The sequence below is a fragment of the Shinella sp. 838 genome (assembly GCF_029623935.1).
Lineage (GTDB): Bacteria > Pseudomonadota > Alphaproteobacteria > Rhizobiales > Rhizobiaceae > Shinella.
Window position 1 is genome coordinate 455454 of record NZ_JARSBQ010000001.1, and the last position, 25830, is coordinate 481283.

17 protein-coding genes are annotated in these 25830 nt (G+C 64.4%); 11 read left to right on the top strand and 6 right to left on the bottom strand.

The features are described 5' to 3' along the window. The first annotated feature begins 59 nt into the window (after positions 1–59). On the top strand, positions 60–1616 hold the full coding sequence (locus tag P9A16_RS02140) for a VOC family protein (RefSeq protein ID WP_023512656.1): 1557 nt from the start codon (positions 60–62) through the stop codon (positions 1614–1616). Positions 1617–1683: 67 nt separating this feature from the next. Here P9A16_RS02140 and P9A16_RS02145 read toward each other — a convergent pair whose 3' ends face one another. Together P9A16_RS02145 and P9A16_RS02150 are read right to left on the bottom strand one after the other, a co-directional pair. After that, positions 1684–2241, bottom strand: a complete 558-nt coding sequence (locus tag P9A16_RS02145; protein ID WP_023512655.1) for an NADPH-dependent FMN reductase — start codon at positions 2239–2241, stop codon at positions 1684–1686. Positions 2242–2315: 74 nt separating this feature from the next. Next, positions 2316–3269 (bottom strand): ring-cleaving dioxygenase, encoded by a 954-nt coding sequence (locus P9A16_RS02150; protein ID WP_023512654.1) that lies wholly within the window; start codon positions 3267–3269, stop codon positions 2316–2318. A gap of 364 nt (positions 3270–3633) precedes the next feature. Here P9A16_RS02150 and P9A16_RS02155 point away from each other — a divergent pair, with 364 nt between their 5' ends. The 7 genes from P9A16_RS02155 (at position 3634) to P9A16_RS02185 (ending at position 17142) form a co-directional block, all read left to right on the top strand. Next, entirely contained in the window at positions 3634–5955 is a 2322-nt protein-coding gene (locus P9A16_RS02155) for a methyl-accepting chemotaxis protein (protein ID WP_023512653.1), read from the top strand. A 538-nt stretch (positions 5956–6493) separates the two neighbouring features. After that, a complete protein-coding gene (locus tag P9A16_RS02160; protein WP_023515227.1) occupies positions 6494–7579 on the top strand; it encodes an efflux RND transporter periplasmic adaptor subunit in 1086 nt (361 codons plus the stop codon). Next, positions 7576–8649, top strand: a complete 1074-nt coding sequence (locus P9A16_RS02165) for an efflux RND transporter periplasmic adaptor subunit (RefSeq protein ID WP_023515226.1) — start codon at positions 7576–7578, stop codon at positions 8647–8649. Before P9A16_RS02160 ends, P9A16_RS02165 begins: the two co-directional genes overlap by 4 nt. After that, a complete protein-coding gene (locus tag P9A16_RS02170) occupies positions 8646–11729 on the top strand; it encodes an efflux RND transporter permease subunit (protein WP_278025516.1) in 3084 nt (1027 codons plus the stop codon). The genes P9A16_RS02165 and P9A16_RS02170 overlap by 4 nt, the downstream gene beginning before the upstream one ends. 465 nt (positions 11730–12194) lie before the next feature. After that, positions 12195–13412, top strand: a complete 1218-nt coding sequence (locus P9A16_RS02175; RefSeq protein WP_024270828.1) for a polysaccharide biosynthesis/export family protein — start codon at positions 12195–12197, stop codon at positions 13410–13412. 95 nt (positions 13413–13507) lie between these two features. Continuing rightward, a complete protein-coding gene (locus tag P9A16_RS02180) occupies positions 13508–15553 on the top strand; it encodes a capsular polysaccharide biosynthesis protein (protein ID WP_051758718.1) in 2046 nt (681 codons plus the stop codon). Between the two features lie 176 nt (positions 15554–15729). Next, complete coding sequence (locus P9A16_RS02185) at positions 15730–17142, top strand: capsule biosynthesis protein (protein ID WP_024270829.1); 1413 nt, start codon at positions 15730–15732, stop codon at positions 17140–17142. A gap of 85 nt (positions 17143–17227) precedes the next feature. Here the strand turns inward: P9A16_RS02185 and P9A16_RS02190 are convergent, their stop codons facing one another. The 4 genes from P9A16_RS02190 to cysQ all read right to left on the bottom strand — a co-directional run bounded on the left by P9A16_RS02190 (position 17228) and on the right by cysQ (position 21135). Next, positions 17228–17911: an ABC transporter ATP-binding protein gene (locus P9A16_RS02190; RefSeq protein WP_024270830.1), complete on the bottom strand. Its 684-nt coding sequence runs from the start codon at positions 17909–17911 to the stop codon at positions 17228–17230. Beyond that, entirely contained in the window at positions 17911–18702 is a 792-nt protein-coding gene (locus tag P9A16_RS02195; RefSeq protein WP_023517035.1) for an ABC transporter permease, read from the bottom strand. The genes P9A16_RS02190 and P9A16_RS02195 overlap by 1 nt, the downstream gene beginning before the upstream one ends. 24 nt (positions 18703–18726) lie before the next feature. Then, positions 18727–20136: a capsule polysaccharide export inner-membrane protein BexC gene (locus P9A16_RS02200; RefSeq protein ID WP_023512205.1), complete on the bottom strand. Its 1410-nt coding sequence runs from the start codon at positions 20134–20136 to the stop codon at positions 18727–18729. 192 nt (positions 20137–20328) lie between these two features. Continuing rightward, a complete protein-coding gene (gene cysQ, locus P9A16_RS02205; protein WP_051758720.1) occupies positions 20329–21135 on the bottom strand; it encodes a 3'(2'),5'-bisphosphate nucleotidase CysQ in 807 nt (268 codons plus the stop codon). 203 nt (positions 21136–21338) lie between these two features. Between cysQ and P9A16_RS02210 the strand changes: the two genes are divergently transcribed. From P9A16_RS02210 to P9A16_RS02220, 3 genes are read left to right on the top strand one after another with little or no spacing between them, the layout of a single operon-like run. Then, the gene (locus P9A16_RS02210) at positions 21339–22589 is read left to right on the top strand and encodes a sarcosine oxidase subunit beta family protein (protein WP_023512208.1); all 1251 of its coding nucleotides are present in this window, start codon (positions 21339–21341) and stop codon (positions 22587–22589) included. A 7-nt stretch (positions 22590–22596) separates the two neighbouring features. After that, entirely contained in the window at positions 22597–22872 is a 276-nt protein-coding gene (locus tag P9A16_RS02215; RefSeq protein ID WP_023512209.1) for a sarcosine oxidase subunit delta, read from the top strand. Beyond that, positions 22869–25826: a sarcosine oxidase subunit alpha family protein gene (locus P9A16_RS02220; RefSeq protein ID WP_023512210.1), complete on the top strand. Its 2958-nt coding sequence runs from the start codon at positions 22869–22871 to the stop codon at positions 25824–25826. Before P9A16_RS02215 ends, P9A16_RS02220 begins: the two co-directional genes overlap by 4 nt. Positions 25827–25830: the final 4 nt, after the last annotated feature.

The following is a 25830-nucleotide window of genomic DNA, read 5'->3' on the forward strand; positions in this document are numbered from 1 at the left end:
GCAGCGGCTGGCGCGGGATGCCGAATGCTGATTGTGTAGCCTTCGAAAGGAGGTGCCCCATGGTCAGCGGCATCCATCACATCACGGCGATTACCCGGAAGATCCAGGCGAACGTCGATTTCTACGTGGGCTTCCTCGGCCTGCGCCTCGTCAAGCGTACGGCGGGTTACGAGGACGCCGATCAGCTTCATCTCATCTATGGCGACGCGGCGGCCAGCCCCGGCTCGCTGGTCACCTTTCTTGCCTGGGAGGATGGCTCGCCCGGTCGCGTCGGTCTCGGCCAGCCTGCGGAGATCGCCCTCTCCATCAAGCCGGAGGCGATCGGCTTCTGGCTGACGCGTGCGCTGACGCAGAACATCGCGATGAGCGGCCCGGCGCAGGAGTTCGGCGAGCCGGTGCTGCGGCTGAAGGACCCGGACGGTATCATCGTCAAGCTCGTCGGTGAAGCGGGTGTGGACGGCCCGGCGCCGCATGTCACGAAGGACATTGCGGCCGCCGATGCCATCCAGCGCATCCGCGGCGCGACAATCTTTTCCGAGAAGCCGACCGAGACCGCGGCCTTCATTGCCGGTCATTTCGGGTACCGGGAGGTGGCGGTAGCGAATGGCATCACCCGTCTCGCCGGCGATGTGGCCGACGTACTCGACATCCGCGACGCGAGCGGCTTCTGGACGTCCGCGCCCGGCACCGGGACGATCGACCATGTCGCACTGCGCGCGCCGGACCGCGCCGCGGTAGAGGCCGTCGCTGCTCGACTCGCCACCGAAGAGGCGGATGAGACCAACATGCACGACCGGAAGTACTTCTACTCGCTTTATGTGCGTGAACCCGGTGGTGCACTGCTCGAATACGCGACCGATGGTCCCGGCATGACAGTGGATGAACCGCTGGAGGCGCTTGGGGAGAAACTGTTCGTGCCGAAGCATTTTCGCGCTGACCCGGAGGATGTGCGGGCGCGGCTTCCACAGTTCTCCCTGCCGGGAGAGGAACGCATGACCGAGCGGGACCTGCCCTTCATCCACCGGGTGCATCGGCCGGAAAATCCTGATGGCGCCGCTGTCGTGCTCCTTCACGGCACCGGCGGCAACGAGGCGAGCCTTCTGCCTTTCGGAACGAAGCTCGCGCCCAATGCCGTGCTGCTCAGTCCGCGCGGCCGCAGTGTCGACGAAGGCTATCCGCGGTTCTTCCGCCGGCTGACCGCCGTCACCTTCGATCAGAAGGACATTGCAGGGGAGGCGGAAGCCTTCGCGGCCTTCATGGAAGGGGCGAATGCGGCCTATGGGCTCGATCCGGAGAGAACGCTGTTCGTCGGCTATTCGAACGGTGCGAACATGATCGGCGCGATCATGCTGCTGCATCCCGGCATCATCCGCAACGCGGTGTTGCTGCGGGGCATGAACGTGCTGGAGACTGTGCCGGAAGCGGACCTTTCGGGGGTGAACGTGCTGATGATCACCGGTCAATCGGATCCTTACGGGGTCTATGCCGGTGATCTGGAGGCACATCTGAAGGCGGCCGGCGCATCGGTCGAGAACCGGCTGCTTGCCGCAGGCCACGATATCGGCACGGCGGATATGGAGCTCGCCCGGGCCTACAGGGAACGCATACTCGGTTGACGCCGGGACGAACGGAAAGGGGGCGCTTCCTGCGAAGCGCCCCCTTTTTTGCCGTGGATCGGGTCCGTTACCGCGTGTATTCCGTCACGAAGGCAGAGAAGCCGGCGATGAAGTCGCCGAGTTTCTTTTCGGTCGCCTCGTCGGCGATGCGGCCGTCCTGAATGACGCTGCCGGCGCGCGAGACCAAAAGCTTGGCGCCGAACCAGGGCACGGTGCCGAGCGTGCGCATGACGGGAAGCCAAGCCTCCTGCGACAAAAGCGTTCCGAAATTGCCCGGCGAGGCGCCGGTGATGGCGAAGGGCTTGCCGCCGAAGACGCGGGCGATGTCGGTGGAGGGCCGGCTCATCCAGTCGATGGCGTTCTTGAAGACGCCCGGAATGCCGTTGTTGTATTCCGGCGTGAAGAGGACGACGCCATCGGCTGCCGCCACAAGCTCCTTCAGGCGCGTCACCGCTTCGGGAATGCCCGCTTCGGCCTCAAGGTCGCCGTCATAGAGGGGAATGCCATGGATCGAGCCTTCGGTGATCGCCACCCCTTCGGGCGCCATGGCGAGGGCAGCGCGCAGCAGCGCCGTGTTGTAGGAACCCTTGCGAAGGCTTCCCGAGATTGCCACCAGTTTCGTCATCCCGACTCTCCTTTCAAAACAAGGGCATAAAAAACCCCGGCGGACCGTTTGTCACGCCGGGGTTTTGTTGAAGCCTAGACGAGCGGCTTCAGCCGGGCCTCGATCTGCGCACGGCGCGGTTCAAGGAAGGGCGGCAGGGACAGGCTTTCGCCGAGCGTTTCAAGCGGCTCGTCCACGGCGAAGCCGGGACCGTCCGTGGCGATTTCGAACAGGATGCCGTTCGGCTCGCGGAAATAGAGCGAGCGGAAGTAGAAGCGCTCGACCTCGCCGCTGGAAGGCAGGCGGAAGCCGCGCAGGCGCTCCGTCCAGGCATGCAGCGCTTCCTCGTCCGGTGCGCGGAAGGCGACGTGGTGCACCGCGCCGGCGCCCTGGTGGGCGACCGGGAGATCCGGCTCGACGGCGACATGCAGCTCGGCTGCGGGGCCACCTTCGCCCATCGAGAAGACGTGCACGTCACCCGCACCGTCCGGATTGGGATAGGTCGCGGTCTCCTGCATGTTCATCACCTGGATCAGCACCGCTTCCGTGTTGCGGATATCCGGCACGCTCAGCGTGATCGGCCCAAGACCCTTGATCTGGTGTTCGGCCGGAACCGGACTCCGTTCCCAGGGGTTGGCGGGCGTGCCGGCATCGTCCACGACAAGGCGGAAGCGCTGTCCTTCGCCATCCTCGAAATCGAGGCTTGCGCGGCCGCCGACATCGCGGATCTCGCCGGCCTTGACCTTCAGCTCGCCGAAGCGGGCCTTCCACCATTCCAGCGTCGCAAGACTGGCGACGCGCAGGCCGGTGCGCGAGACGCTGTGTGTGCCGCGCCGCTCGTGGCCGACCGGCCAGTCGAAGAAGGTAAGATCCGTGCCGGGCGAGGCGAGACCGTCGGCGTAGAAGAGGTGGTAAGCGCTGGTATCGTCCTGGTTGACCGTCTTCTTGACGAGGCGCAGGCCGAGGACCTGCGTGTAGAAGCGCAGGTTCTCCGGCGCGTTCGCGGTGATTGCCGTCAGGTGGTGGATGCCCGTGAGCTGCAGGGTCATGACGAAGCTCCTTTCCCCGGATGTCCGGGATGGCTGTGCTGCCCCGCTTCGGGGCCTTGCGTTGAGGCGAATATCGCCCTTCGCAGGCACGGCCGGAAGATCGGGGCGGACGAACGGATCGTTCACTTTTCTTGAACGGCAAGGGCCTCCGCCGCGTCCACCGGCTATGGCTGGGACGCGTTTTCCACCCATTCTGTTCCACAACCGGTTGGTTCAAATTTTATCCATTCATAAACCAGCATGCGCTTACGCTGCCGGCCTGCGAAATGACTTCGTCCCTGTTTCGCCGCGTCTGCCGGCATGTTCCGCCATTCTTGTGATGACTGCCGCTGCGGATTTTCCCGCGCGGATGGGAGGAGACGTTATGCTGCCGAAGACTGCGACTGCCCGAAACATGTTCGCCATCGTGGCGGCTGGTGTTGCCACCACCGTTGCGACGGCGGGCGTTCTGCTCTTTCTGTCCTACCGCGCCGTGGAAGAGCGCTCCATTTCGGAAATGGTCAACGCGGCAGAGGCGAGCGCGGGCGAAGTGGAGACCTACTTCGCGCAGGTCAAGGCGCTGAGCTGGAACATGCGCTCGGCGCTCTACGCGATGAAGGCGACGAATGCCCCGAGCCGCGAGACGATGAACGGCATATTCGACCGTCTGATGGCCGACAATCCCTTCGCGCTCGGCGTCAGCACCGGCTGGGAGCCGGATGCCTTCGACGGCAAGGATGCGCAATACGTGAACCAGCCGGGGCACGACGCCACGGGTCGCTACATTCCCTATTTCGTGCGCAACGCGGGCAAGGTCGACATGGTCGCGCTCGTCGACTACGACAAGCCCGGCCCCGGCGACTACTACCAGGTGCCGAAGGTCACGGGCAAAGATCTCCTCACGGAGCCTTACAGCTATGTCATCGGCGACAAGAACGTGCTGATGACGTCCTTCATGGTGCCGCTCAGCTTCGACGGCGCCTTCAAGGGCGTCACCGGCGTCGACATCGCGCTTGACGCGCTGGCTGCCGACATGGCGCAGTTGAAGCCGCTCGGCGAAGGTTATGTCGCATTGCTCAGCCAGGGCGGCAGCATCGTGAGCTATCCGGATGCGGCGGTTCTCGGCAAGACGCTCGGCGATTCCGGTCTCGACACCGCGGCCTGGCAGGCGCTGATCGCCAATCCGGAAAAGGCCATGGAAATCACCGATGCCAACGGCCTCACCTCCATGGCGGTGGCCGTGCCGGTGCCGCTGGTGCCGGGCACGACCTGGTATACGGTGGTCGCGGTGCCGAAGTCGGTGCTCTTTGCCAATCTCTCCGCGCTTGCCGTCACCTCGATCATCGTGATTGCCATCGCGACCGGCCTGATGATCGCCATCGGCTGGTTGCTCGCCGCCCGCTTCCGCAAGCGTCTCGAAACCGTCATCGTCGCGACGAGCGAGATCGCGCATGGCCGCACGGATGTCGATCTCAGCGAATCCGAGCGTAAGGACGAGATCGGCGAAATGGCCCGCTCGCTTGCCGTGCTGCGGGATGCGACGCTTGCCAAGGTGCGGCTCGAGGGGGAAGCGGAGCAGAACCGTGCGCTTTCGGAAGACGAGCGCCGTCAGCGTGCCGAGGAGGCTGCCGAACGCGAGCGCCAGACGCGCATTGCCGTCGATGCGCTTGCCGAAGGTCTCCACAAACTGGCCGATGGGGACATGACGCATCGCATCGAGCAAGCCTTTGCCGGTTCGCTCGACCAGGTCCGCCACGACTTCAACGCCTCGGTCGAAAAGCTGCAATCGGCGCTGCGCTCGGTCGGCAGCAACGCCAATGCCATCCAGGCCGGCTCGGCGGAAATCCGCTCGGCCTCCGACGATCTCGCCAAGCGGACCGAACAGCAAGCTGCCTCCGTTGAGGAGACGGCTGCCGCGCTCGAAGAGATCACCACCTCGCTCAAGGACGCCACGAAGCGGGCCGAGGATGCCGGACAGCTCGTCGAGCGGACCCGCCTCGGTGCCGAGAAATCGGGTGAGGTGGTGCAGCGCGCGGTGAGCGCGATGAGCGGCATCGAGAATTCTTCGCGTGAGATTTCCAACATCATCGGCGTCATCGACGAGATCGCCTTCCAGACGAACCTCCTGGCGCTCAATGCCGGTGTCGAGGCGGCGCGGGCCGGGGAGGCGGGCAAGGGCTTTGCGGTCGTCGCACAGGAAGTGCGCGAACTGGCGCAGCGCTCGGCCAATGCCGCCAAGGAAATCAAGGCGCTGATCACCAAATCGGGCGAGCAGGTGAATCTCGGCGTGGCGTTGGTCGGCGAGACGGGATCGGCCCTGACGGAGATCGTCGATCAGGTGCAGGAGATCGACCAGAACGTCGCTGCCATCGTGCGGTCGGCGCGGGAGCAATCGACCGGCCTCAACGAGATCAGCGCCGCGGTGAACTCCATCGACCAGGGCACGCAGAAGAACGCGGCCATGGTGGAGGAGCAGACGGCGGCAAGCCATTCGCTTGCAACCGAGGCAGCCGCGCTCAACAGCCTGATCGCGCAGTTCCGCCTCGGCACCGGCGCGGCCGCTCGCCCGGTGATCGCTTCAGCTGCCGAGCATCGCCCGGCCGCCTCCGGCGCGCGGGCGCTTGGCAACACGCTGGCCCGCGCCTTTGGCGGCGGTGGACAGGCGGCTGCGGCCAGTGCGGCGGCGCAGGATTGGGAAGAGTTCTGAACCTTCCAACAGATCAATCTGAAAAGCGGCCCGTTCACCGGGCCGTTTTTTTGGACGAAAAAGGCGCACAACGTTTGTGCGCTGCACGCAAATTGGCCATGCCGATACGGTCGTTCGACCGATGTTTTTATTATAAATCGCTTTAGTAATATGAAATCATTTTTGTATTTTGCGCGTCATCGATCTGGCACGCTTTCTGCTTTCTTCCTTGCAGGTCCAGAGGGGGCCGAAAGAGAAGCGTCCAACGAATGACGCTCCGATAAAGCCGTCGCGCAGCCCAGTGGGAACCGGAAAGGTTTCGCGGTTGCCGGCGGCTTTCTTGTTTGCACACGATGGCGAAGCTGCTGTTAGTGCGCTGAGAAATATGGCTTATTATATTCCTCTACCAAAGAATCTTCCCGGTTGGCTTTTTTGCCGGACTCCGCCACACTCGCCTGCGGCAAGACAGCGCCTCTAGAGGGTGCGGCTTGTCAGTCTGATCTTCGCGATATAATGAGGACCCATATTAAATGGGTATTCTGCAACGGTGGAGACGGCGATGACCTCAGCGGGTAATAGGGCGGGCAGGATGCTGCTGGCGGTGCTGGCGCTTTCCGTCGCCGTCTGGCCGGCATGGGCCGACAGCGCGGCGCGGCCGGTCCACACCGCCGCCGTGCATTTCGAGGAGCGCGAACAGACGATCAGCATTACCGGGGAAGTGGTCGCACGGGTGGAGACGGATCTCTCCTTCCGCGTCGGAGGCCGTATCACCGGTTGGTTCGTCGATGTCGGCGGTGCGGTCAAGGAGGGGCAGGTCCTGGCGCGGCTCGATCCCGAGGAGCAGCGGGCCGATGTCGAGGCGGCGGAAGCCGGCGTGCGCGCTGCGGGAGCACAGCTCAAGCTCGCCCGGGCCAATTTCGACCGCCAGAAATCCCTGTTGAGCGACGGCATCAGCACCCGCCGGGATTTCGACGATGCCGAAACGGCCCTGCGCACGGCCGAAAGCGCCCGTGAGGCGGCGATCGCCCAGCGCGACACGGCAAAGGAGGTGCTGTCCTACACCGAACTGCGTGCGCCCGCCGACGGCATCGTCACCGCGCGTCTGGCCGAAACGGGACAGGTGGCGCAGGCGGCGCAGACCATGTTCACGATTGCCGATACAGGTCCGCGTGACGCCGTCTTCAATGTCTATGAATCGCTGTTCTTCGCCCGGCCGGCGGAAAATGGGGTGACCGTTACCCTGCTCAGCGATGACAGCGTGCGCACGACCGGCAATGTGCGCGAGGTCTCGCCGACAATCGACGCTGAGACCGGCACGGTGCGCGTCAAGATCGCCATGGACCGCACGCCGCCGGAAATGACCCTCGGCTCCTCGGTCGTCGGCGTCGGCGCCCTGGCGCCGCGCCGGGTGGCGGTGGTGCCGTGGCAGGCGTTGTCGGCTGGGCTTGATGGCAAGCCGGCGCTGTGGATCGTCGACAAGGCGAACAGTACGGTGGATCTGCGCCCGGTGGAGGTCCTGTCCTTCGAGACCGATGTCGCGCTGCTTTCGGGCGGCATCGAGGAGGGGGAAACCTACGTTGCCGATGGCACGAAGCTGCTCCGCCCCGGCCAGACCGTCACCGCGATCGAAGGAGCCGCCCGATGAGGAAACATGTACCTCTCGCAACGGTCGTCATCGCTGCCATGGCGCTTGCCGGCTGCAAGAAGGAAGAAGAGGCGGCCGCACCGCCGCGTCCGGTTCTCTCCATGGTGGTCGTGCCCACAGCATTGCCCGGAACGCGCTTTGCCGGCACGGTGCAGGCCAAGGTGCAGGCTGCGCTCGGTTCGCGCGTTTCCGGCCGCCTCGTCTCGCGCACCGTTCATGTCGGCGATCTCGTGAAGAAGGGCGACGAGCTCGCCGTCCTCGATGCGACGGCCTATGAACTTGCCGTGCGCTCGGCCCGGGCCGAGCTTTCCAGCGCCGAGGCGACGCTTTCAAGCGCGATCGCGACCGAGGAGCGCCAGAAGACGCTGCTCCAGTCGAATGCTGCGGCCAAGGCCGCCGTCGAAAGCGCTGAACAATCCCGCGAGGCGGCCGATGCCGGCCTGACGCGAGCGAAGACGGCGCTGGTCAAGGCGGAAGAGCAGCTTTCCTACACCCGCATCCTTGCCGAATTCGATGGCGTCGTCGTGGCGACCGGTGCCGAGGTTGGGCAGACCGTCTCGCCCGGCGAAGCGATCGTCACGGTGGCGCGGCCCGACGAGCGCGATGCAGTGGTCGATATTCCCGAGACGGCGGAGGCCATCGCCCTCGGCAGTCGCTTCACCGTCTCCCTGCAGATCAACCCCGGCGTCACCGTGAAGGGCATGGTGCGCGAGGTCGCGCCGTCCGCCGATGCCGTTACGCGCACGCGGCGGGTGAAGATCGCGCTGGAAAACCCGCCGAATACCGTTCGCCTCGGTACAACCATCACCGCCGAGCTCGAAGGGCCGCGCCTCACTGCCATCGTGATCCCTGAAACCGCCGTGTTTCGGAAGGACGGCAAGCCGAATGTCTGGCTGGTCGATGGCGAGAAGGGCGAGGTGCATCTGGTGCCGATCGAGACAGGCCCCGTTGCTGGGCGCACGCTTCAGGTCACAGGTGGACTGAAAGCCGGCGACCGGGTCGTCACGGCTGGGGTGAACAGCCTCGAAGAGGGACAGGAAATCAAGGTTGAAGACGAGGCAGGCCTATGAAGAAGTTCAACCTTTCGGACTGGGCGCTCGATCATGCATCGCTCGTCTGGTACTTCATGATCGTCTTCGCGCTGCTCGGCTTCTTCGCCTACCAGAATCTCGGCCGCGAGGAGGATCCTTCCTTTACCATCAAGACGATGACGATCAGCGCTGCCTGGCCCGGGGCCTCCGTGGAAGAGACGACGCTGCAGGTGACCGAGCGCATCGAGCGCAAGCTGGAGGAGCTGGAATCGCTCGATTTCACCCGCAGCATCACGACACCCGGCCAGACGCTGATCTTCGTCAACCTCAAGCCGACGACCCGTGCACGCGACGTTGCTCCCACCTGGGTGACCGTCCGCAACATGATCAGCGACATCAGGGGTGAATTCCCCTCCGGCGTCGTCGGCCCGGCCTTCAACGATCGCTTCGGCGATGTCTTCGGCAATATCTATGCCTTCACCGCCGATGGCCTCTCGCCGCGCCAGCTGCGCGACTATGTCGAGGATGCCCGCCGGCGCATCCTCACCGTGCCCAATATCGGCAAGGTCGATCTCGTCGGCGCGCAGGACGAGGTGATATATCTCGAATTTTCGACGCGCCAGCTTGCCGCCCTCGGCATTTCCACCCAGCAGGTGGTGTCCACGCTGCAGGCCCAGAATGCCGTGGCGCCCTCCGGCGTGGTGCAGGCCGGCGGCGAGCGCGTCAGCGTGCGCGTCGGCGGGCAGTTCGCCTCGGAGGCGAGCCTTCGCGACGTCAATCTGCGTGTCAACAACCGCTTCTTCCGCCTCAGCGACATCGCAACGATTACCCGCAGCTACGAGGACCCGCCATCGGCGCTCTTCCGCTTCAACGGCGAGCCGGCCATCGGCCTTGCCATCGGCATGAAGCAGGGCTCGAACCTGCTCGAATTCGGCGCGGCGGTGGAAAAGGAGATCGAGCTGCTTTCCCATGAACTGCCGGTCGGCGTCGACGTGCACCTCGTCTCCGACCAGCCGAAGGTGGTCGAGGAGGCGGTGTCGGGTTTTACGCGGGCACTGTTCGAGGCTGTCATCATCGTGCTCGCGGTCAGCTTCGTCAGCCTGGGTATCCGCGCGGGTCTCGTCGTGGCGCTGTCGATCCCGCTGACGCTCGCGATCACCTTCGTCTTCATGTATTACGACGGCATCTCGCTGCAGCGCATCTCGCTCGGCGCGCTCATCATCGCGCTCGGCCTGCTCGTCGATGATGCGATGATTGCCGTCGAGATGATGGTGGCGCGGCTGGAAATGGGGGATTCGCTCCGCAAGGCGGCGACCTATGTCTATACGTCCACCGCCTTTCCCATGCTCACCGGCACGCTGGTGACGGTGGCGGGTTTCATTCCGATCGGCCTCAACAACAGCGCGGCCGGCGAATTCACCTTCAGCCTCTTCGTCGTCATCGCCGTTTCGCTCGTCGTCTCCTGGGTGGTCGCGGTCATCTTCGCGCCGCTGCTCGGCGTGACGATCCTGCCGAAGACGATGAAGAAGCATCACGAGCAGAAGGGCTGGTTCGCCCGCACCTTCGCGCGCCTGCTCGATACCTGCATGCACTGGAAATGGACGACCATCGTCGCGACCGTGCTGGTCTTCGGCGTTTCCGTCTTCGCCATGCGCTTCGTGCAGGAACAGTTCTTCCCGTCCTCCGACCGGCCGGAGCTCATCATCGACTGGTCGCTGCCGCAGAATGCCTCGATTGCCGAGACCAATGCGCAGATCGCCAAACTGGAAGAGGAGAAGCTCAAGGGCAACCCGGACATCGAGCGCTGGTCTTCCTATATCGGGCAGGGCGCGGTGCGCTTCCTTCTGTCCTTCGACGTTCAGCCACCGTCGCCGGCCTTCGGCCAGACGGTCATCGTCACCAAGGACCTGGAGGCGCGTGACCGGCTGAGGGCCGATCTCCAGGCCTATCTGCGCGAGACCTTCGTCGGCACGGACGCGCTGGTGAAGCTGCTCGACATCGGTCCGCCGGTTGGCCGGCCGATTCAGTACCGCGTCAGCGGTCCGGATATCCAGGAGGTGCGCAAGCAGGCGCTCGCCTTCGGCGAAGTCATCGGCAAGGACACCCGGCTCGGGGACATCGTCTACGACTGGAACGAGCCCGCCCGCGTGGTGAAGGTCGATGTTTTGCAGGACAAGGCACGCCAGCTCGGCGTCACCTCGCAGGACATCGCCTCCGCTCTGAATGGCGTCGTCGGCGGCACGGCCGTCACCCAGATCCGCGACGACGTCTACCTGATCGACGTCATCGGCCGGGCGCGGGCCGCCGAGCGCCAGTCCATCGAGACGCTGCGTCAGCTCCAGTTGCCCACGGCCAACGGCACCTCCGTGCCGCTCGCCGCGGTGGCGAACTTTCGCTACGAAATGGAGCAGCCCGTCGTCTGGCGTCGCTCCCGCCAGCCGACCATCACGGTCAAGGCAAGCATCACTGGCGGCGTGCAGCCGGCGACGATCGTCTCGCGGCTGGAAAAGGACGTTTCTGCCTTCCAGGCGAAGATGCCCTCCGGCTATGCGGTCGAGGTTGGCGGTACGGTGGAGGAAAGCGCTGACAGCCAGGCGCCTATCGTCGCGGTCGTGCCGCTCATGCTGTTTGCCATGGCGACGATCCTGATGCTCCAGCTCCAGAGCTTCTCGCGGCTCTTCCTCGTCTTCGCCGTGGCGCCGCTGGCGCTCATCGGGGTCGTCATCGCGCTGCTCGGCAGCGGGGCGCCGCTCGGCTTCGTCGCGATTCTCGGCGTGCTGGCGCTGATCGGCATCCTCATCCGCAACTCGGTCATCCTCGTCGTGCAGATCGAGGACCTAAGACGGGAGGGCATGCATGCTTGGAGGGCCGTGCGCGAGGCGACGGAGCATCGCATGCGGCCGATCATGCTGACGGCGGCCGCCGCCAGCCTCGCGCTCATCCCCATTTCGCGCGAGGTGTTCTGGGGGCCGATGGCCTATGCCATGATGGGCGGAATCATCGTCGGCACGGTGCTGACGCTGCTCTTCCTGCCGGCGCTCTATATCGCCTGGTTCCGTATCCAGCCGGAAGAGGCGGAGGTGTCTGTACCCGAACCCGAACCTGTCGAGGCGGTGTGAGGCAGCCCTGCCGGTCCTGCGCGGCGAACCCGTTCCGCGCAGGCGCGATAACCGCCACCCATATTTTTGCCCATCTCCCCCGTCACTGCTTTCTGCGCCCGGTCGCCCCCGGAAGGTCAGAGCCGGGCAAGGCATGTGCATAAACTGTGGGTTGGGAGGCGCGTTCGCTGTCGGGCGGGTGGAGGAAAAGTTGCGTTCTTTTTGTCGCACTCCTTCTGAAAAAGCTGGTGGAAAAAGTTGATTTTCAACGCCAAACGGCCCGCCGTCTTTTCAGACCGTAACGAATGTGCAAGGGATTTGCTCCATGGTGTCGGCGGGGGCCGCATGGGCTTGCGTGGTGGGACAAGGTTTGGTCATGGGACTTGACGAGACATTGGAACTGCATGTCTATGGCGCCCTGTCGTGGCAAGCGGCTGGCTCTTGCCCCGTGCCTTGTGAGGTACGGTCGAAGGGAAATGCTAAGTGATGATCGCAATTGAAGACGTGGGCACGCCGCGCAGGCTTTTGGGCGCATTTGCGCGGATTCTTGCGGCGGGTGCCCTGTTGACGCTGGCGGGCTGCGTGGTTCCGAGCGATGGCCCGTTGACCCACGAGGTCCTTTCGGCCGGCGCGGACGGCAAGTCCTACGAAATTCCCCAGACCAAGCTGATCTTCGACGTCGTGAATGTCGATCAGCGCGTTGCCAACAGTGTCAGCGCGGCCAAGCGGTACGGCCTGTCCAGCACCTTCGGCTTCGGCGGTGGCGGCGGCACGCCGGTCATCGGCGTCGGTGATCGCCTGGAAGTCACGATCTTCGAAGCGGGTCCGGACGGCCTGTTCTCCACAAATGATCGCAAGTCCACGACGATCCCCGTCATCGTGCAGCCGGATGGCCATGGCCAGATTCCCTATGTCGGTTCCGTGCGCTTTGCCGGCATGACGATCGATTCGGCGCGTGCCACGATCGTCGATGCGCTGAAGGCGAAGGCCGTCGAGCCCGACGTCATCGTTTCCATGGCCGGCAATGCCTCGCGCACCGTTTCCATTCAGGGCGACGTCAACAAGTCGGGCATCGTGCCGCTCGGCCTCAGCGGCCAGCATATCAGCGAAGTGATCGCCATGGCCGGCGGCGCCGCCAAGCCGCCCTATGATACCTATGTCAGCCTCAAGCGCGGCGGCAAGACGCGCAGCGTGCTGCTGCAGTCGGTCATCGACAATCCGAAGGACGACATCTACGTCAAGCCGGATGACCAAATCTATCTGACCTATGACCCGCAGACCTTCGCTGCACTCGGCCAGACGAAGAAGTCCGGCAAGATTCCGTTCGACGCGGCCAAGCTGAGCCTTGTCGAAGCTGCGGCGCTGGCCGGCGGCGGCAATGTCGCGACGGCCGACCCGAAGGGCTATTTCGTCTTCCGTTACGAGGACGAGAACGTTTACCGCACCGTTGTCGGTGATGATCGCTTCCGCGACCTCATCGCCCGCGGCATGGTGGCGGATTCGGAAGGGCGTTATCCGATCGTCTATCGCCTCGATCTCGGGGCAACGCAGAGCTATATCGTCGCGCAGAACTTCCCCGTTCGGAACAAGGACGTCGTCTATCTGGCGCGCCACGTTGCGACGGACCTTGCGAAGTTCCTGACGATCGTTTCCAGCGGTTCGAGCGCGGCCTACAATATCCAGCGCACGGCGGACCTGCTCTGACGGGTGGGATTCGGCCCGCTTGATGCGGTGATGCCTGTGCGGCGCTCCGGCATTGCCGGGGTCGCCGGCCTCGCGCGCTCCGCAGATTAGCCGGAATGGCTTTCGAGGACTGCATGGCCGGCAAGGCACGCAAAACCTATGCGCTTCTTTCCTTCGGCCTCTGGCAGCAGCGGGCAGATATCGCACGCCTGCTCGATGCGGAGATCGTTGCATGGCCCTTTGCCCTGCCCGGGCGGATCGACGGGTTCGTCGGCTGGGGACGCCGATCGTCCGGCCGGCGCGCGGTGCGGCTTGCGGCACGCGCCGGCAACGAGGCCATCACCCTTGAGGACGGCTTCCTGCGCGGCTTTGCAGCGGGGCGCGGGGAGCCCAGCCATTCCTATGTGGTCGACCGGGAGGGCATCTATTTCGATGCGCTCCATCCGAGTGGCCTCGAACGGTTGCTGTCGCAGCCGGTGACCGATGCCGCTGCGCTGGCGCGCGCGAGCCGGCTGATGGCGCAGCTGCGCGCTGCGCGCCTGTCGAAATACAACAACAGTCCAGTGCTGACGCCGGCAGCTGCCGGTGTGCCGCAAGGGCGTCCCTTTGTCCTGCTCGTCGATCAGGTGGCCGGCGATGCCTCCATTGCCGGGGCAGGGGCGAGTGCCGCGAGTTTCCGCGCCATGCTGGAGCATGCGGCGGCCCATCACCCGGGAAAGACCCTGGTCGTGCGTACCCATCCGGCGGCAGGCGACCGCAGCCTCTTGCGGCAGGCGGCAAGTGCGCTGGGTGTCGAGATCGTCGTGCCCCCGCGCATGAACCCCTGGCCCTTGCTGGAGGAAGCCGACAGCGTCTACACGGTGTCAAGCCAGCTCGGTTTCGAGGCGTTGGTGGCGGAGCGGCCTGTCCATTGTTTCGGCACCACCTATTATTCCGGTCGCGGCCTCACGGTCGATCATGGCCAGCTGTCGCCCGTCCGTCCGTCCGCCTCGCTCGAACAGGTCTTCCACGCAGCCTACATCGACTATTCGCATTATCTCGACCTGCACACGCGCCAGCCCTGTGCCCCGGAGCGGGCGGTCGAGCAGGCGATTACGGTGCGCGACCAGCGCGCGCGCATCGGGCGCAAGGTCTTTACGGCCGGCTTCTCTCCATGGAAGCGTAGGGCCATGGCGCCTTTCCTGAAGGGCATGGCGGGTGACCCGGTCCATGCCCGCTCGATCGACGCGGCGGTTGCCGCAGCGAAGGCGGCAGACGGTGTCGTCGCGCTGTGGGGAAGCGATGTGGCGCTGCCGGCCGATGTACCGGCAATGCGGCTTGAGGATGGCTTCATCCGGTCCCGCGGGCTGGGGGTGAATCTCACCATGCCATCCTCCATCGCGATCGACGGGGAACATGTCTACTATGATGCACGGGGAGAAAGCCGGCTGGAGGCGCTGATCGCGCATGGTACGGTCGACGAGGACCTTCGGCGGCGGGCGAGCGACCTCATAGGCCTGCTGGTGCAGCGCGGTGTCTCCAAATACAATCTCGGCACGGCGGCCGACCTGCCGGCGGTTGCCGAAGGGCGGGTGAAAATCCTTGTGCCGGGGCAGGTGGAGAAGGATGCGTCCATCCGCTACGGCTCGCCCGTGGTACGCTCCAATGCCGGCCTCGTGCGCGCGGCTCGGGCCCTGTTTCCCGATGCCTTCATCGTCTACAAGGCGCATCCGGATGTGGTTTCTGGCGTGCGTGATGGTGGCGCCGAGCCGCAGGAGGCCGATCTCATCGCTCGCAGCGGCGATATCCTGCAATGGATCGGCTGGGCGGACCGGGTCGAGACGATGACCTCGCTGGCCGGCTTCGAGGCGCTCCTGCGCGGCAAGGCGGTCGGCGTCCATGGGGCGCCATTCTATGCAGGCTGGGGCCTGACCGACGATCGCTTGCCCATTCCCCGCCGCTTGCGCCGTATCGATCTTGAGGCCCTGGTGGCTGCAAGCCTTGTCCGATACCCGCTTTATATCCATCCTCTCAGTGGTTTGCCGTGCCGTCCGGAGGATTTGGTTGAAGAAATTTCGGGTGCCGCCATGAAATCGCCCGGAGTCGGGCGGAAGCTCTTTTTGTGTGCGGCGCAACAGATCAATCGCGTGGGGGTGTTGCTTCGCGACTCGCGGTTGCGGTAAAAGACGGTCAGAAACGTGGGAACACATCCGAGTCGCCGTCTTGTACGCAGCAGTTGTCTGTATGCCGGGGGATCGGCGAGAAAATCGGGGAGCATGGCAGATGCGGTTGCTAAAACGGCGCCTTTGTGCGAATACCATTCCATCCAGCAGCATAATTTGAGTTGAGCCGACCTGTCATGAGCGTACAGCATGATACCGATTTGAAGGCGGGTCGCTCCGACGCAGATGGCGTCGCTGGAGCGCGTGGATCGCGGCTGATCAATCTGGCGTTGCGCCGAAAGCTCTCCAAGCGGTTCCCTTCCAAGAGCGCACCGCGCGTTCTCTTCCTGCAGGGGCCGGTCGGTCCCTTCTTCCGCAAGGCTCAGGCGCTGCTCAATGACAGCGGTTTCGATGCCTGGCGTGTCTGTTTCAACGCCGGAGACCGGTTGTTCGCCCGCGGTGGCAAGAGCCTGCATTTCTCCGGAACGGCCGATGTCTGGCGGGACTGGTTTACCGAGATCGTCGGCGAGCATGGTTTCGATCATGTCGTGCTGTTCGGCTGCGAGCGCGAGATCCACAAGATCGCCATCGAGCAATGCGCCACGCTCAACATTCCCGTGCTCAGCCTTGAGGAAGGCTATATCCGCCCCGGCTTCGTCACGATGGAGGTTGGCGGCAACAACTGGCGCTCGCCAATCGCGGGTCTTCTACCTTCCGACAAGGATGACGAAAAGCGTCGCGAACGCACGCGCGGGACAAACTTCCCGTCGTCTTTCGGTGCCATGGCAACCTATGCCTTCACCTATTTTTCGGTGCGCGGCGTCTTTTCGACACTGAGCGAACGCAAGCTTTTCCACAAGCACAAGCGGTCTCTCGCGCCCGAGGCATTCTACTGGATCAAGAACTACTACCGGAAGTTCCGCAATCTCGGCAGCAATTACCGCACGATGGAGCGGCTGCTTGAGCACCACGACAAGAAATATTACATCGTGCCGCTGCAGGTGCATGACGACAGCCAGCTCGGCGCGGCGGCAAGCGGCTGGAACAACCAGAAGCTCATCCTGAAGAGCATCGTCTCCTTTGCGCGAAACGCGCCACCGACGCACCAGCTGGTGTTCAAGATCCATCCGATGGAGCGGGGACACAGCCAGGACAAGCAGTTTATCCGCCAGGTCGGCGTGCTCAACAACGTCTCGGATCGTATCCACATCCTCGACAGCGGTTCGCTGGGCCTGATGACGCGGCATGCGGCGGGCATGGTGACGATCAACAGCACGTCCGGCCTCTCGGCGCTGCAGCACGGCATTCCACTTGCCGTTCTCGGCCAGGCCTTTTACCGGCATCCCGCGCTCGCCTTCTGCGTCAACAAGGGTATCGAGCTGGACAGTTTCTGGTCATCCGGCCACGTGGCGCCGGTGGCGCAGCGGCGCGACTACCTGAACTGGATCGCGCAGGAATGCCTGCACCCCGGTGACTACTATGCCTATGAGGGCATCGAGGTTGCGGTGAATTCGCTGCTCGAGAAGCTGCGGGCGGTTGATGCGGCAGGCCGGGTGGTGGAACTGCCCGAGGCGTCCAACGTCACGCCCCTGCTGGCCCAATCGCAGTAGGCGGTGGCCGGGGCCTCCGCCCCGAGGTTTTCAGGAAAGCCGAGCGTCCCCAACATGGTTGCGGGGCGCTTTTTTGTTTCGGAAATCAGGCCGAACGGCGCTGGCTGGCGGAAGTGCGAAGGATCTCTTCATGCACCTCGATCGCTTCCTCGATGTCGTTGTAGAAGGTGAGCTGGCCATTGTTCATCACGCCGCCGATGTCGCAGAACGAGCGCAGGAGGCCGGAGGAGTGGGAGACGAGAAGCAGGGTGGCGTTCTCGCGACGCTCGTCGAAGACGTCCTTGCATTTCTTCTTGAAGGTGGAGTCGCCGACGGCGATCACCTCGTCGATCAGGTAATATTCGAAGCCGATCGCCATGCAGATGCCGAAGGAAAGGCGTGCCTTCATGCCGGCGGAATAGGTCTTCACCGGCATATCGAGATAGGGGCCGAGCTCGGAAAAGTCGGCGACGAAATCCAGAACCTTGGTGCGGTTCTTGCCGTAGATATCGGCGATGAAGCGGGTGTTCTGTGCGCCCGTCAGCTTGCTGTGCACGCCGCCGCGAAAACCCAGCGGCCAGGAAATCTTGCCTTCGCGCAGGATGCGCCCCGAATCGGGCATGTCCGCGCCGGAGATCAGGCTCATCAGCGTCGACTTGCCGGCGCCGTTGCGGCCGAGGATGCCGACATTGGTGCCGGGGCGGAAGGCCGCCGTGAACCGGTCGAGGATGACCTTTTTGCCGCCGCCCGGGCGAGGGAAGGCCTTGCTGACATTGTCGAAGATGATCATCAGTCTATGATCTTTCGGCGGAACAGGCGCTCCAGCACGAGCGCGGATGTGAGCAGCGCGGTCGAAAGCCCGAGCAGGTAGGGCTTGCTCAGCAGCGCGTGGTAATCGAGATAGGTCGACGTGCGGAACCATTCGACGCAGTGCAGGAACGGGTTCCACCACAGCACGGCCTGGAAGCCCGGCGGCATTTCCGCGGGCATGAAGAAGACACCGGACATCAGCATCAGCGGCATGCTCAGCATGCTGAGGAAGGTGTCGTAGCGCGGTACGAGCGCGCTCATCGTTGCGTTAAACGCTGCGAAGGAGAAGGCGAAGTAGAGGATCGCTGCCATACCCTCGGCAAATTCGCCGGGATAGACGATGACGTCCCGGTCGAGCGAAATGGCGAGCCCGCCCATGAACACGGCGCAGATGATCATCCAGATCGTCGTTTCCAGCAGGAAGGTCGCCACCAGCGTATCGAGCGGCCTGACCAGCGGGTAGGTCAGCATCGGCTGGTTGCTCATGATGGCGCGTTCCGTCTTGCGCGAGATGCCGCGCGTCATGCGGAAGCCGAAGACACCGGCCAGGATGAACAACAACGCATTGTCGCCGAAGGGCACATGTGCCTTCAGCTGTGTGTGGATGAGGAGGAAGATGCCGACATAGGCGGCGGGCTCGGCCAGGATCCAGATGAAACCCAGCCGGCTTTCCCCGAAGCGCGTCACGGCGCTGCGAACGACCAGCGCAGCAATCACCCGCGCGTTTTCGCGCAGGGCATAGCTTAGGGGTTTTTCAGCGAGCAGAGCCATTCCGCCACTCTCTCCTCATCGCGATCAGATCGCATGATCCTTCACGGACCGGAAGGCGAAGTAACCGATCAGCCAGAGGCACGACGCCGCGGCGAGCATGATGAGCGTGTTGATAGCACCCAGCGGATAGAGGGCAATTTCCGGCTCGCGCGGCTGCACGTAGACGGCGAAGTAACGCTCCTGCTTCTGCGCTTCCTGCATGGCTGCTTCCAGTGCGGCAAGCGAGGTCGTATAAGCCTTGACGGCGAACTCCTGCTCGACGCTGAGCTCGGTGAAGCGGTCGATCATTTCGGGCAGGGCCCGGCCGGCATCCAGGCCGCTGCGTGTCGTCTTGTTGCTGCTGTCGTCGTTGGCGCCATCGCCGCTGATGCGCTTCTTCTGCTCGATCAGCTGCTCTTCCAGGGCGACGATCTGCCGCTCGATGACGCGGGCGGACGGCGCATCCTTGCTGACCGAATCGACCAGCGCCTTGTAGCGGGTGCGCAAAGAAGCGAGTTCCTGTTCGAGCGAACTGATGATCGTGGCTTCCATCGTCGCAACCGCTGTCGGATCGACGGCCTGTTCGGAAATGCGCAGGTCTGTGATCTGCCCACGGATGTTGCGCAGCCGCTCTTCCGAGCGTGCGACCTGCTGGTTGGCGACCTCGACGAACTGCCGGCGCGACTTTTCCGAAAGCGTGTTGACCAGGTTTTCCGAGACGGTGAGGACCGCGTCGGCCACCTTCTTCGCGTCCGACGGCGAGAAGGCGAAGACGCGCATCGTCACGTTGCCGGTCGTGGAATTGTAGCTGACATTGACCATGTCGCGCCAATAATCGCGGAACTCGTCGAGCGGACGGCTCTCGTTCTCGCGATAGAGGAAGTCGATGCTCGGACGGGAGTAAACGGTGCGGATGTCGACGCCGGTCTGCTCGCGGATGTCAGGCAGGATCTGCGAGGACTGGATGTAGTCGGCAACCACGTAGGAATCGCCCGACTGCGCGCTGTTTCCGACAAGCGCGGTCAGGCCGAGGGCGTTGAGCGAGGACGAGTTCGAGCCGCGCACCGAAAATTGGGTCTCGACCACGTATTGCGGGCTGGCGAGGAAGAGATAGTAGAGGCCCGTCAGGATCGTCGGCAGGACCGCGGCCAGCAGGAAGGAAATGATCGGCCAGGGAAGCTGTCGCTTCTGCTTGGGGATTGCGGGCAGGGTCAGGACGGAACTGACGAGGTCGGCGGGCTTGCGCGCGCGTATTTCCGCCCGCGATCCAAGATTCTCGTCGTCATCGATGGCCGGATTGACCGGACGCTTTGCTGCGCCCTGCTTGATCTTCACGACCTTCTGTTCTGTTGCGCGCTGGCGGGCCCGCTGCTTGGCGATTTCAAGCAGGCTGCTCGTGTTGTCGGCGACGTGGGTCGGGGTTTCCGCCACGAGGGGCGCTTTCTCATCTTTCACGTCGGCTCACTCTTTCCAACAGCAAACGGGGGCGTCGCCTAAATGCTTGTCGCCGCAACTTATTCGAAATTGCCTTTACAGACAATAAAAATGCCGCGGCGGCCCGGTGGTCGCCAACGCCGCCCGCAGGGCGAACGGGAGCGGAAAATCCACCCCCTCCGGTCGGCGCGCATTCCTCTTCGAGCAATCTGGTTATTTTGTGGTCGCCGCCGGCCCGCCGCTCCAGTCGGCACTTGCGGCGATGAAGTCCGGATTGGCAAAATCCGCGTCGTTCGCCTGCTGGATCTTGCCGTAGAGCAGGGGCGCGCCGTCAAGCGTGCGGGTGTGCCCGCCGGCTGCACGCAGCACCGCGTCACCCGCGGCCGTGTCCCATTCCATGGTGCGGCCGAAGCGGGGATAGACGTCGGCGAGCCCCTGGGCGACGAGGCAGAATTTCAGCGAGGAACCGATCGCCGTGCAGGCGTCGATACCGTGGTCGTCGAGAAAGCGGGCCGTTTCGGGTGTGGCATGCGATCGGCTGGCGACCGCGGTCAGCGCGTTGCCGCATTTGCGGCAGCCGATGGGCTGGCGCCTGGAAATCGCGCCCTCGCCATCGACTTCGAAGCGCTCCGCCCGCTCGCTGTCGGCGATAAAGCCGGTCGAGAGCGCGGGCGCATAGACGATGCCGGCCACCGGCGCCCGATCGCGGATGAGCGCGATGTTGACGGTGAATTCGCTGCGCCCGGCAATGAACTCCTTGGTGCCGTCCAGAGGATCGACCAGGAAAAAGACGCCGCCCGAAACATCCGGCACGCGGCCGGCGGCCACAGCCTCCTCGGCGACGACGGGAATGTCCGGAAAATGCTGTGCGAGTGCGGCGAGAATCAGCCGTTCGGCCTCCTCGTCGGCCATGGTCACCGGCGATTGATCCGCCTTGTACTGGACATCGGCCCCGGCCTTGTGGATGGCCATGATGGCGCTGCCTGCGGCCAGTGCCGCGCTTTCCAAGACTTGCCTCAATTCCATCCTGTCTGCCTGCATGGTTCCGGTCCGGCTTTCCTGCTGATGCCATAGCTGCGGGACGGACTGAAAGCAAATGCGCCGTCTTTCCGGCCTCGATAACGGCATGTGGACAGTCCCGGATCCCGGATGCGACAAGATGACGCCGGCCTTGCCGTTTGTGCTGCATATGCGAATGTGGGGCGACTGATGCAGGATTTCGCATGCGCTACTCCGCCCTTTCGATCTTCAAACAAGCCTTTGCCGGCAACCTCGGCTGGAAGCCCGCCTGGCGGGAGCCACAACCCAAGCCCCACTACGACGTGATTATCGTCGGTGGCGGCGGGCATGGTCTTGCGACGGCTTACTATCTTGCCCGCGAGTTCGGCATCCGCAACATCGCCGTGGTGGAGAAGGGCTATCTCGGCTCCGGCAATGTCGGACGCAACACGACCATCGTGCGCTCCAACTATATGCTGCCCGGCAACGAGCCGTTCTATGAGTTCTCGCTGAAACTGTGGGAGGGGCTGGAGCGGGAGCTGAACTACAATATCATGCTGTCGCAGCGCGGCATCATCAGCCTTTACCACAATGACGGCCAGCGCGATCATTATGTCCGGCGCGGCAACGCCATGATGATGGAGGGCGTGGCGGCCGAGCAGCTCGATCGCGAGACGCTGAAGAAGATGCTGCCCTTCCTCAACTTCGACCACGCCCGCTTTCCGATCATCGGCGGCCTTCTGCAGCGGCGCGCCGGCACGGCCCGGCACGATGCTGTCGCCTGGGGTTTTGCACGCGGCGCGGACCGGCTCGGCGTCGATCTCATCCAGAACTGCGAGGTGACCGGCATCCGCAGGGAAAACGGTATCGTCACCGGCGTCGAGACGACGAAGGGCTTCATCGGCTGCAACAGGCTGGCGCTCGCCGCCGCCGGCAACACCTCGCGCGTCGGTGAAATGGCCGGGCTGAAGCTGCCGATCGAGAGTCACGTTCTGCAGGCCTTCGTCACCGAGGGGCTGAAGCCCTGCATCGACCACGTCATCACCTATGGCGCAGGGCACTTCTACATCTCGCAGTCCGACAAGGGCGGCCTCGTCTTCGGCGCGGAGATCGACGGTTATTCCTCCTATGCCCAGCGCGGCAACCTTGCGACCGCCGAACATGTCATGGAGGAGGGGGTGACGATGATCCCCGGCCTATCCCGCGTGCGGGTGCTGCGTGCCTGGGGCGGCGTCATGGACATGTCGATGGATGGCTCGCCGATCATCGATCGCACGCCGATCGACAATCTCTATCTCAACTGCGGCTGGTGCTACGGCGGTTTCAAGGCGACGCCGGCCTCCGGCTTCTGCTTTGCGCATCTCATCGCCAAGGGAGAGAGCCACCATGTGGCGCGCGCGCTCAGGCTCGATCGTTTCGAGCGCGGTTTCCCCATCGACGAGGCGGGTGCGGGCACCCAGCCGAACCTGCATTGAGGATGCCATGGCGAGCCTGATTTCCTGTCCTCATTGTGGGGTACGCCCCAAGGAAGAGTTTTCGATCCGCGGCGATGCGACCCCGGCCCGCCCGGCGCCGATGGCTTCGGACGAGGCGTGGCACGATTATGTACATGTCCGTACCAATCCACGCGGGCGTATCCGCGAACATTGGCAGCATGTCGCCGGCTGCCGGCGCTGGCTGGTGGTGGAACGGGACAACTTTACCCACGAGGTGTTTTCCGTGACGGATGCCGCCACGGCGCAGGGAGGCGCGCAATGACCGCCTATCGCCTTGCCTCCGGCGGCCTCATCGACCGCAGCAACACCATCGGCTTCACCTTCGACGGGGCGAACCTTTCGGGCCATGCCGGTGATACGCTCGCCTCGGCGCTTTTGGCCAACGACCGGCTGCTTGTCGGCCGCAGCTTCAAGTACCATCGCCCGCGCGGCATCGTGACGGCCGGGCCGTCGGAGCCGAATGCGCTGGTCACCATCGGTACGGGCGCGCGGCGCGATCCGAACACGAAGGCAACGGTCGCCGAGCTCTATGACGGCCTTGCGGCCACCAGCCAGAATCGCTGGCCAAGCCTCGCCTTCGATATCGGCGCGGTGAACGACCGCCTGTCGCGCTTCCTGTCCGCCGGCTTCTACTACAAGACCTTCATGTGGCCGGCCGTCTTCTGGGAAAAGGTTTACGAACCTCTGATCCGCCGCGCCGCCGGCCTCGGCCGCACGGACCTTCCGCGCGATCCCGATGCCTACGAGAAGAGCTGGGCGCATTGCGACCTTCTCGTCGTCGGTTCTGGCCCGGCGGGGCTCGCCGCGGCGCTGGTCGCCGCCCGCTCGGGGCTGCGTGTGATCCTTGCCGAGCAGGATTTCGCCCTCGGCGGGGCGCTGCTTTCGGAAACGACCAGGCTTGACGGCGAGGCGTCGTTCGTCTTTGCCCGGCACGCGATCGACGAATTGCAGGGGCATCCCGGCGTTACGCTGTTGTCCCGGACCACGGTCTTCGGCTGGTACGACGACAATGTTTTCGGTGCCGTCGAGCGGGTGCAGAAGCACAGCGCGACGATCGACGCGGCAAGGCCAGTCGAGCGCCTGTGGCGCATCGTGGCGAAGCACGCGATCCTCGCCACCGGTGCGGAGGAGCGGCCGCTGGTCTTCGGCGGCAATGACCGGCCGGGCATAATGATGGCGAGCGCCGCCAGCACCTATGCCAACCGGTTCGGCGTCGCCGCCGGCCGGTCGGTGGCGATCTTCACCAACGGTTCGTCCGGCTACCGTACGGCTGCAGACCTTTCCGCGCAGGGTGTGCCGGTTGAGGTGCTCATCGACAGCCGCACGGAGGCTGCGGACCCAGCGCCCGATGGTGTGCGGGTCATGCGTGGCGGCAGCATCGTCGATACGAAGGGGAGCAAGCGTCTCCGCGCCGTGGTTGCTGATCGCGGCGGCTTCGAGGAATTGATCCCCTGCGACGCCCTGGCCATGTCCGGAGGCTGGAGCCCGGTCATCCACCTTGCCTGCCAGCGCGGCGGCAAGCCGGTCTGGTCGCAGGCCCTGCAGGCGTTCCTGGCGCCGGACGCGGGCGACGGCCTCGTCATGGCCGGTGCCGCGGCGGGGCACTATCGGTTGTCCGAATGTTTCGAGGACGGTGCGCGCAAGGCGGCCGCCGTCGTGGAAATGTTTGGCCGCCCTGTTGCCGGCTTCGAGCGTCCCGTCGTCGACGAGGAGATCGATCCATCCTTCACGGCGCTCTGGCATGTGCCGGGCGCCAAGTCGAAGGCCTTCGTCGACTTCCAGAACGACGTGCACGGCAAGGATCTCGGTCTTGCCCTTCGCGAAGGCTTCGGCCATGTCGAGCATGCCAAGCGCTACACGACGAGCGGCATGGCGACGGACCAGGGCAAGCTCGGCAACATCAACGCCATCGGCATCCTGGCCACGATGCGCGGCGTCAGCCCCGCCGAGGTCGGCACCACCACCTTCCGGCCGTTCTATACGCCCGTCTCCTTCGGCGCGCTCGCCGGTCCCGCGCGTGATGAACATGCGATGCCCGCCCGCCGCTCGCCGCTGCATGGCTGGGCGGCCCGGCACGGTGCCGTCTTCATCGATGCCGGCCTCTGGTATCGCTCTTCCTGGTTCCCGAAGGCTGGGGAAAAGACCTGGCGGGAAAGCGTCGATCGCGAGGTCCGGACCGTGCGCGAGCATGCCGGCCTCTGCGATGTCTCGACGCTCGGCAAGATCGAGGTCTTCGGCCCGGATGCCGCCGAGTTCCTGAACCGGCTTTATTGCAATCCCGTGCTCAAGCTTCCCGTCGGCAAGGCTCGCTACGGGCTGATGCTGCGCGAGGACGGTATGGTCTATGACGATGGCACGGTGAGCCGGCTGGCCGAAGAGCATTTCCTGGTGACGACCACCACGGCCATGGCCGCGGGCGTGCTTTCGCATATGGAGTTTGCCGCACAGGCCCTCTGGCCGGAGCTTCGCGTTCGCTTCCTGTCGGTCTCCGACCAATGGGCGCAGATGTCGATTGCCGGGCCGAAGGCGCGCACGATCCTGCAGGCCGTCGTCGAGGACGATCTTTCCGATGCAGCCTTCCCGTTCCTAGCCGCGCGTGAGGTGCGGCTGAAGGGCAATCTGAAGGCACGGCTCTTCCGCATCTCCTTTTCCGGCGAGCTTGCCTATGAGCTGGCGGTGCCGGCAAGCTATGGCGAAGCGGTGGCCGACGCGCTGATGCGGGTAGGCGCGCCGCACGGCCTCTGCGCCTATGGTGTCGAGGCGCTGAACGTGCTGCGCATCGAGAAGGGCCATGTCACCCATGCCGAGCTCGACGGTCGCGTGACGCCCGACGATGCGGGCCTCGGCCGCATGATGGGCACCGGCAAGCCGGATTTCATCGGCAAGCGGCTCTCCACCCGCTTCGGCCTGACCGCCGCCGACCGCGCCCAGCTCGTTGGCTTGAAGGCACTGGAGGCGGACAAGGACATGCGCGCCGGCGCGCATCTTCTCAAGGACGGTGCCAAGCCTTCGACGATCAACGACCAGGGCTGGGTTAGCTCCGTCTGCTTCTCACCGACGCTCGGCACGCATATCGCGCTTGCCTTCCTGAAATCAGGGCGCGAGCGCTACGGCGAGAAGATCGTCGTCTGGGACCAGCTGCGCGGTGTGGAGACATTTGCCGAAGTCTGCGATCCGGTCTTCGTCGATCCGGAAAACCGAAAGCTGACGGCGTGAGGTA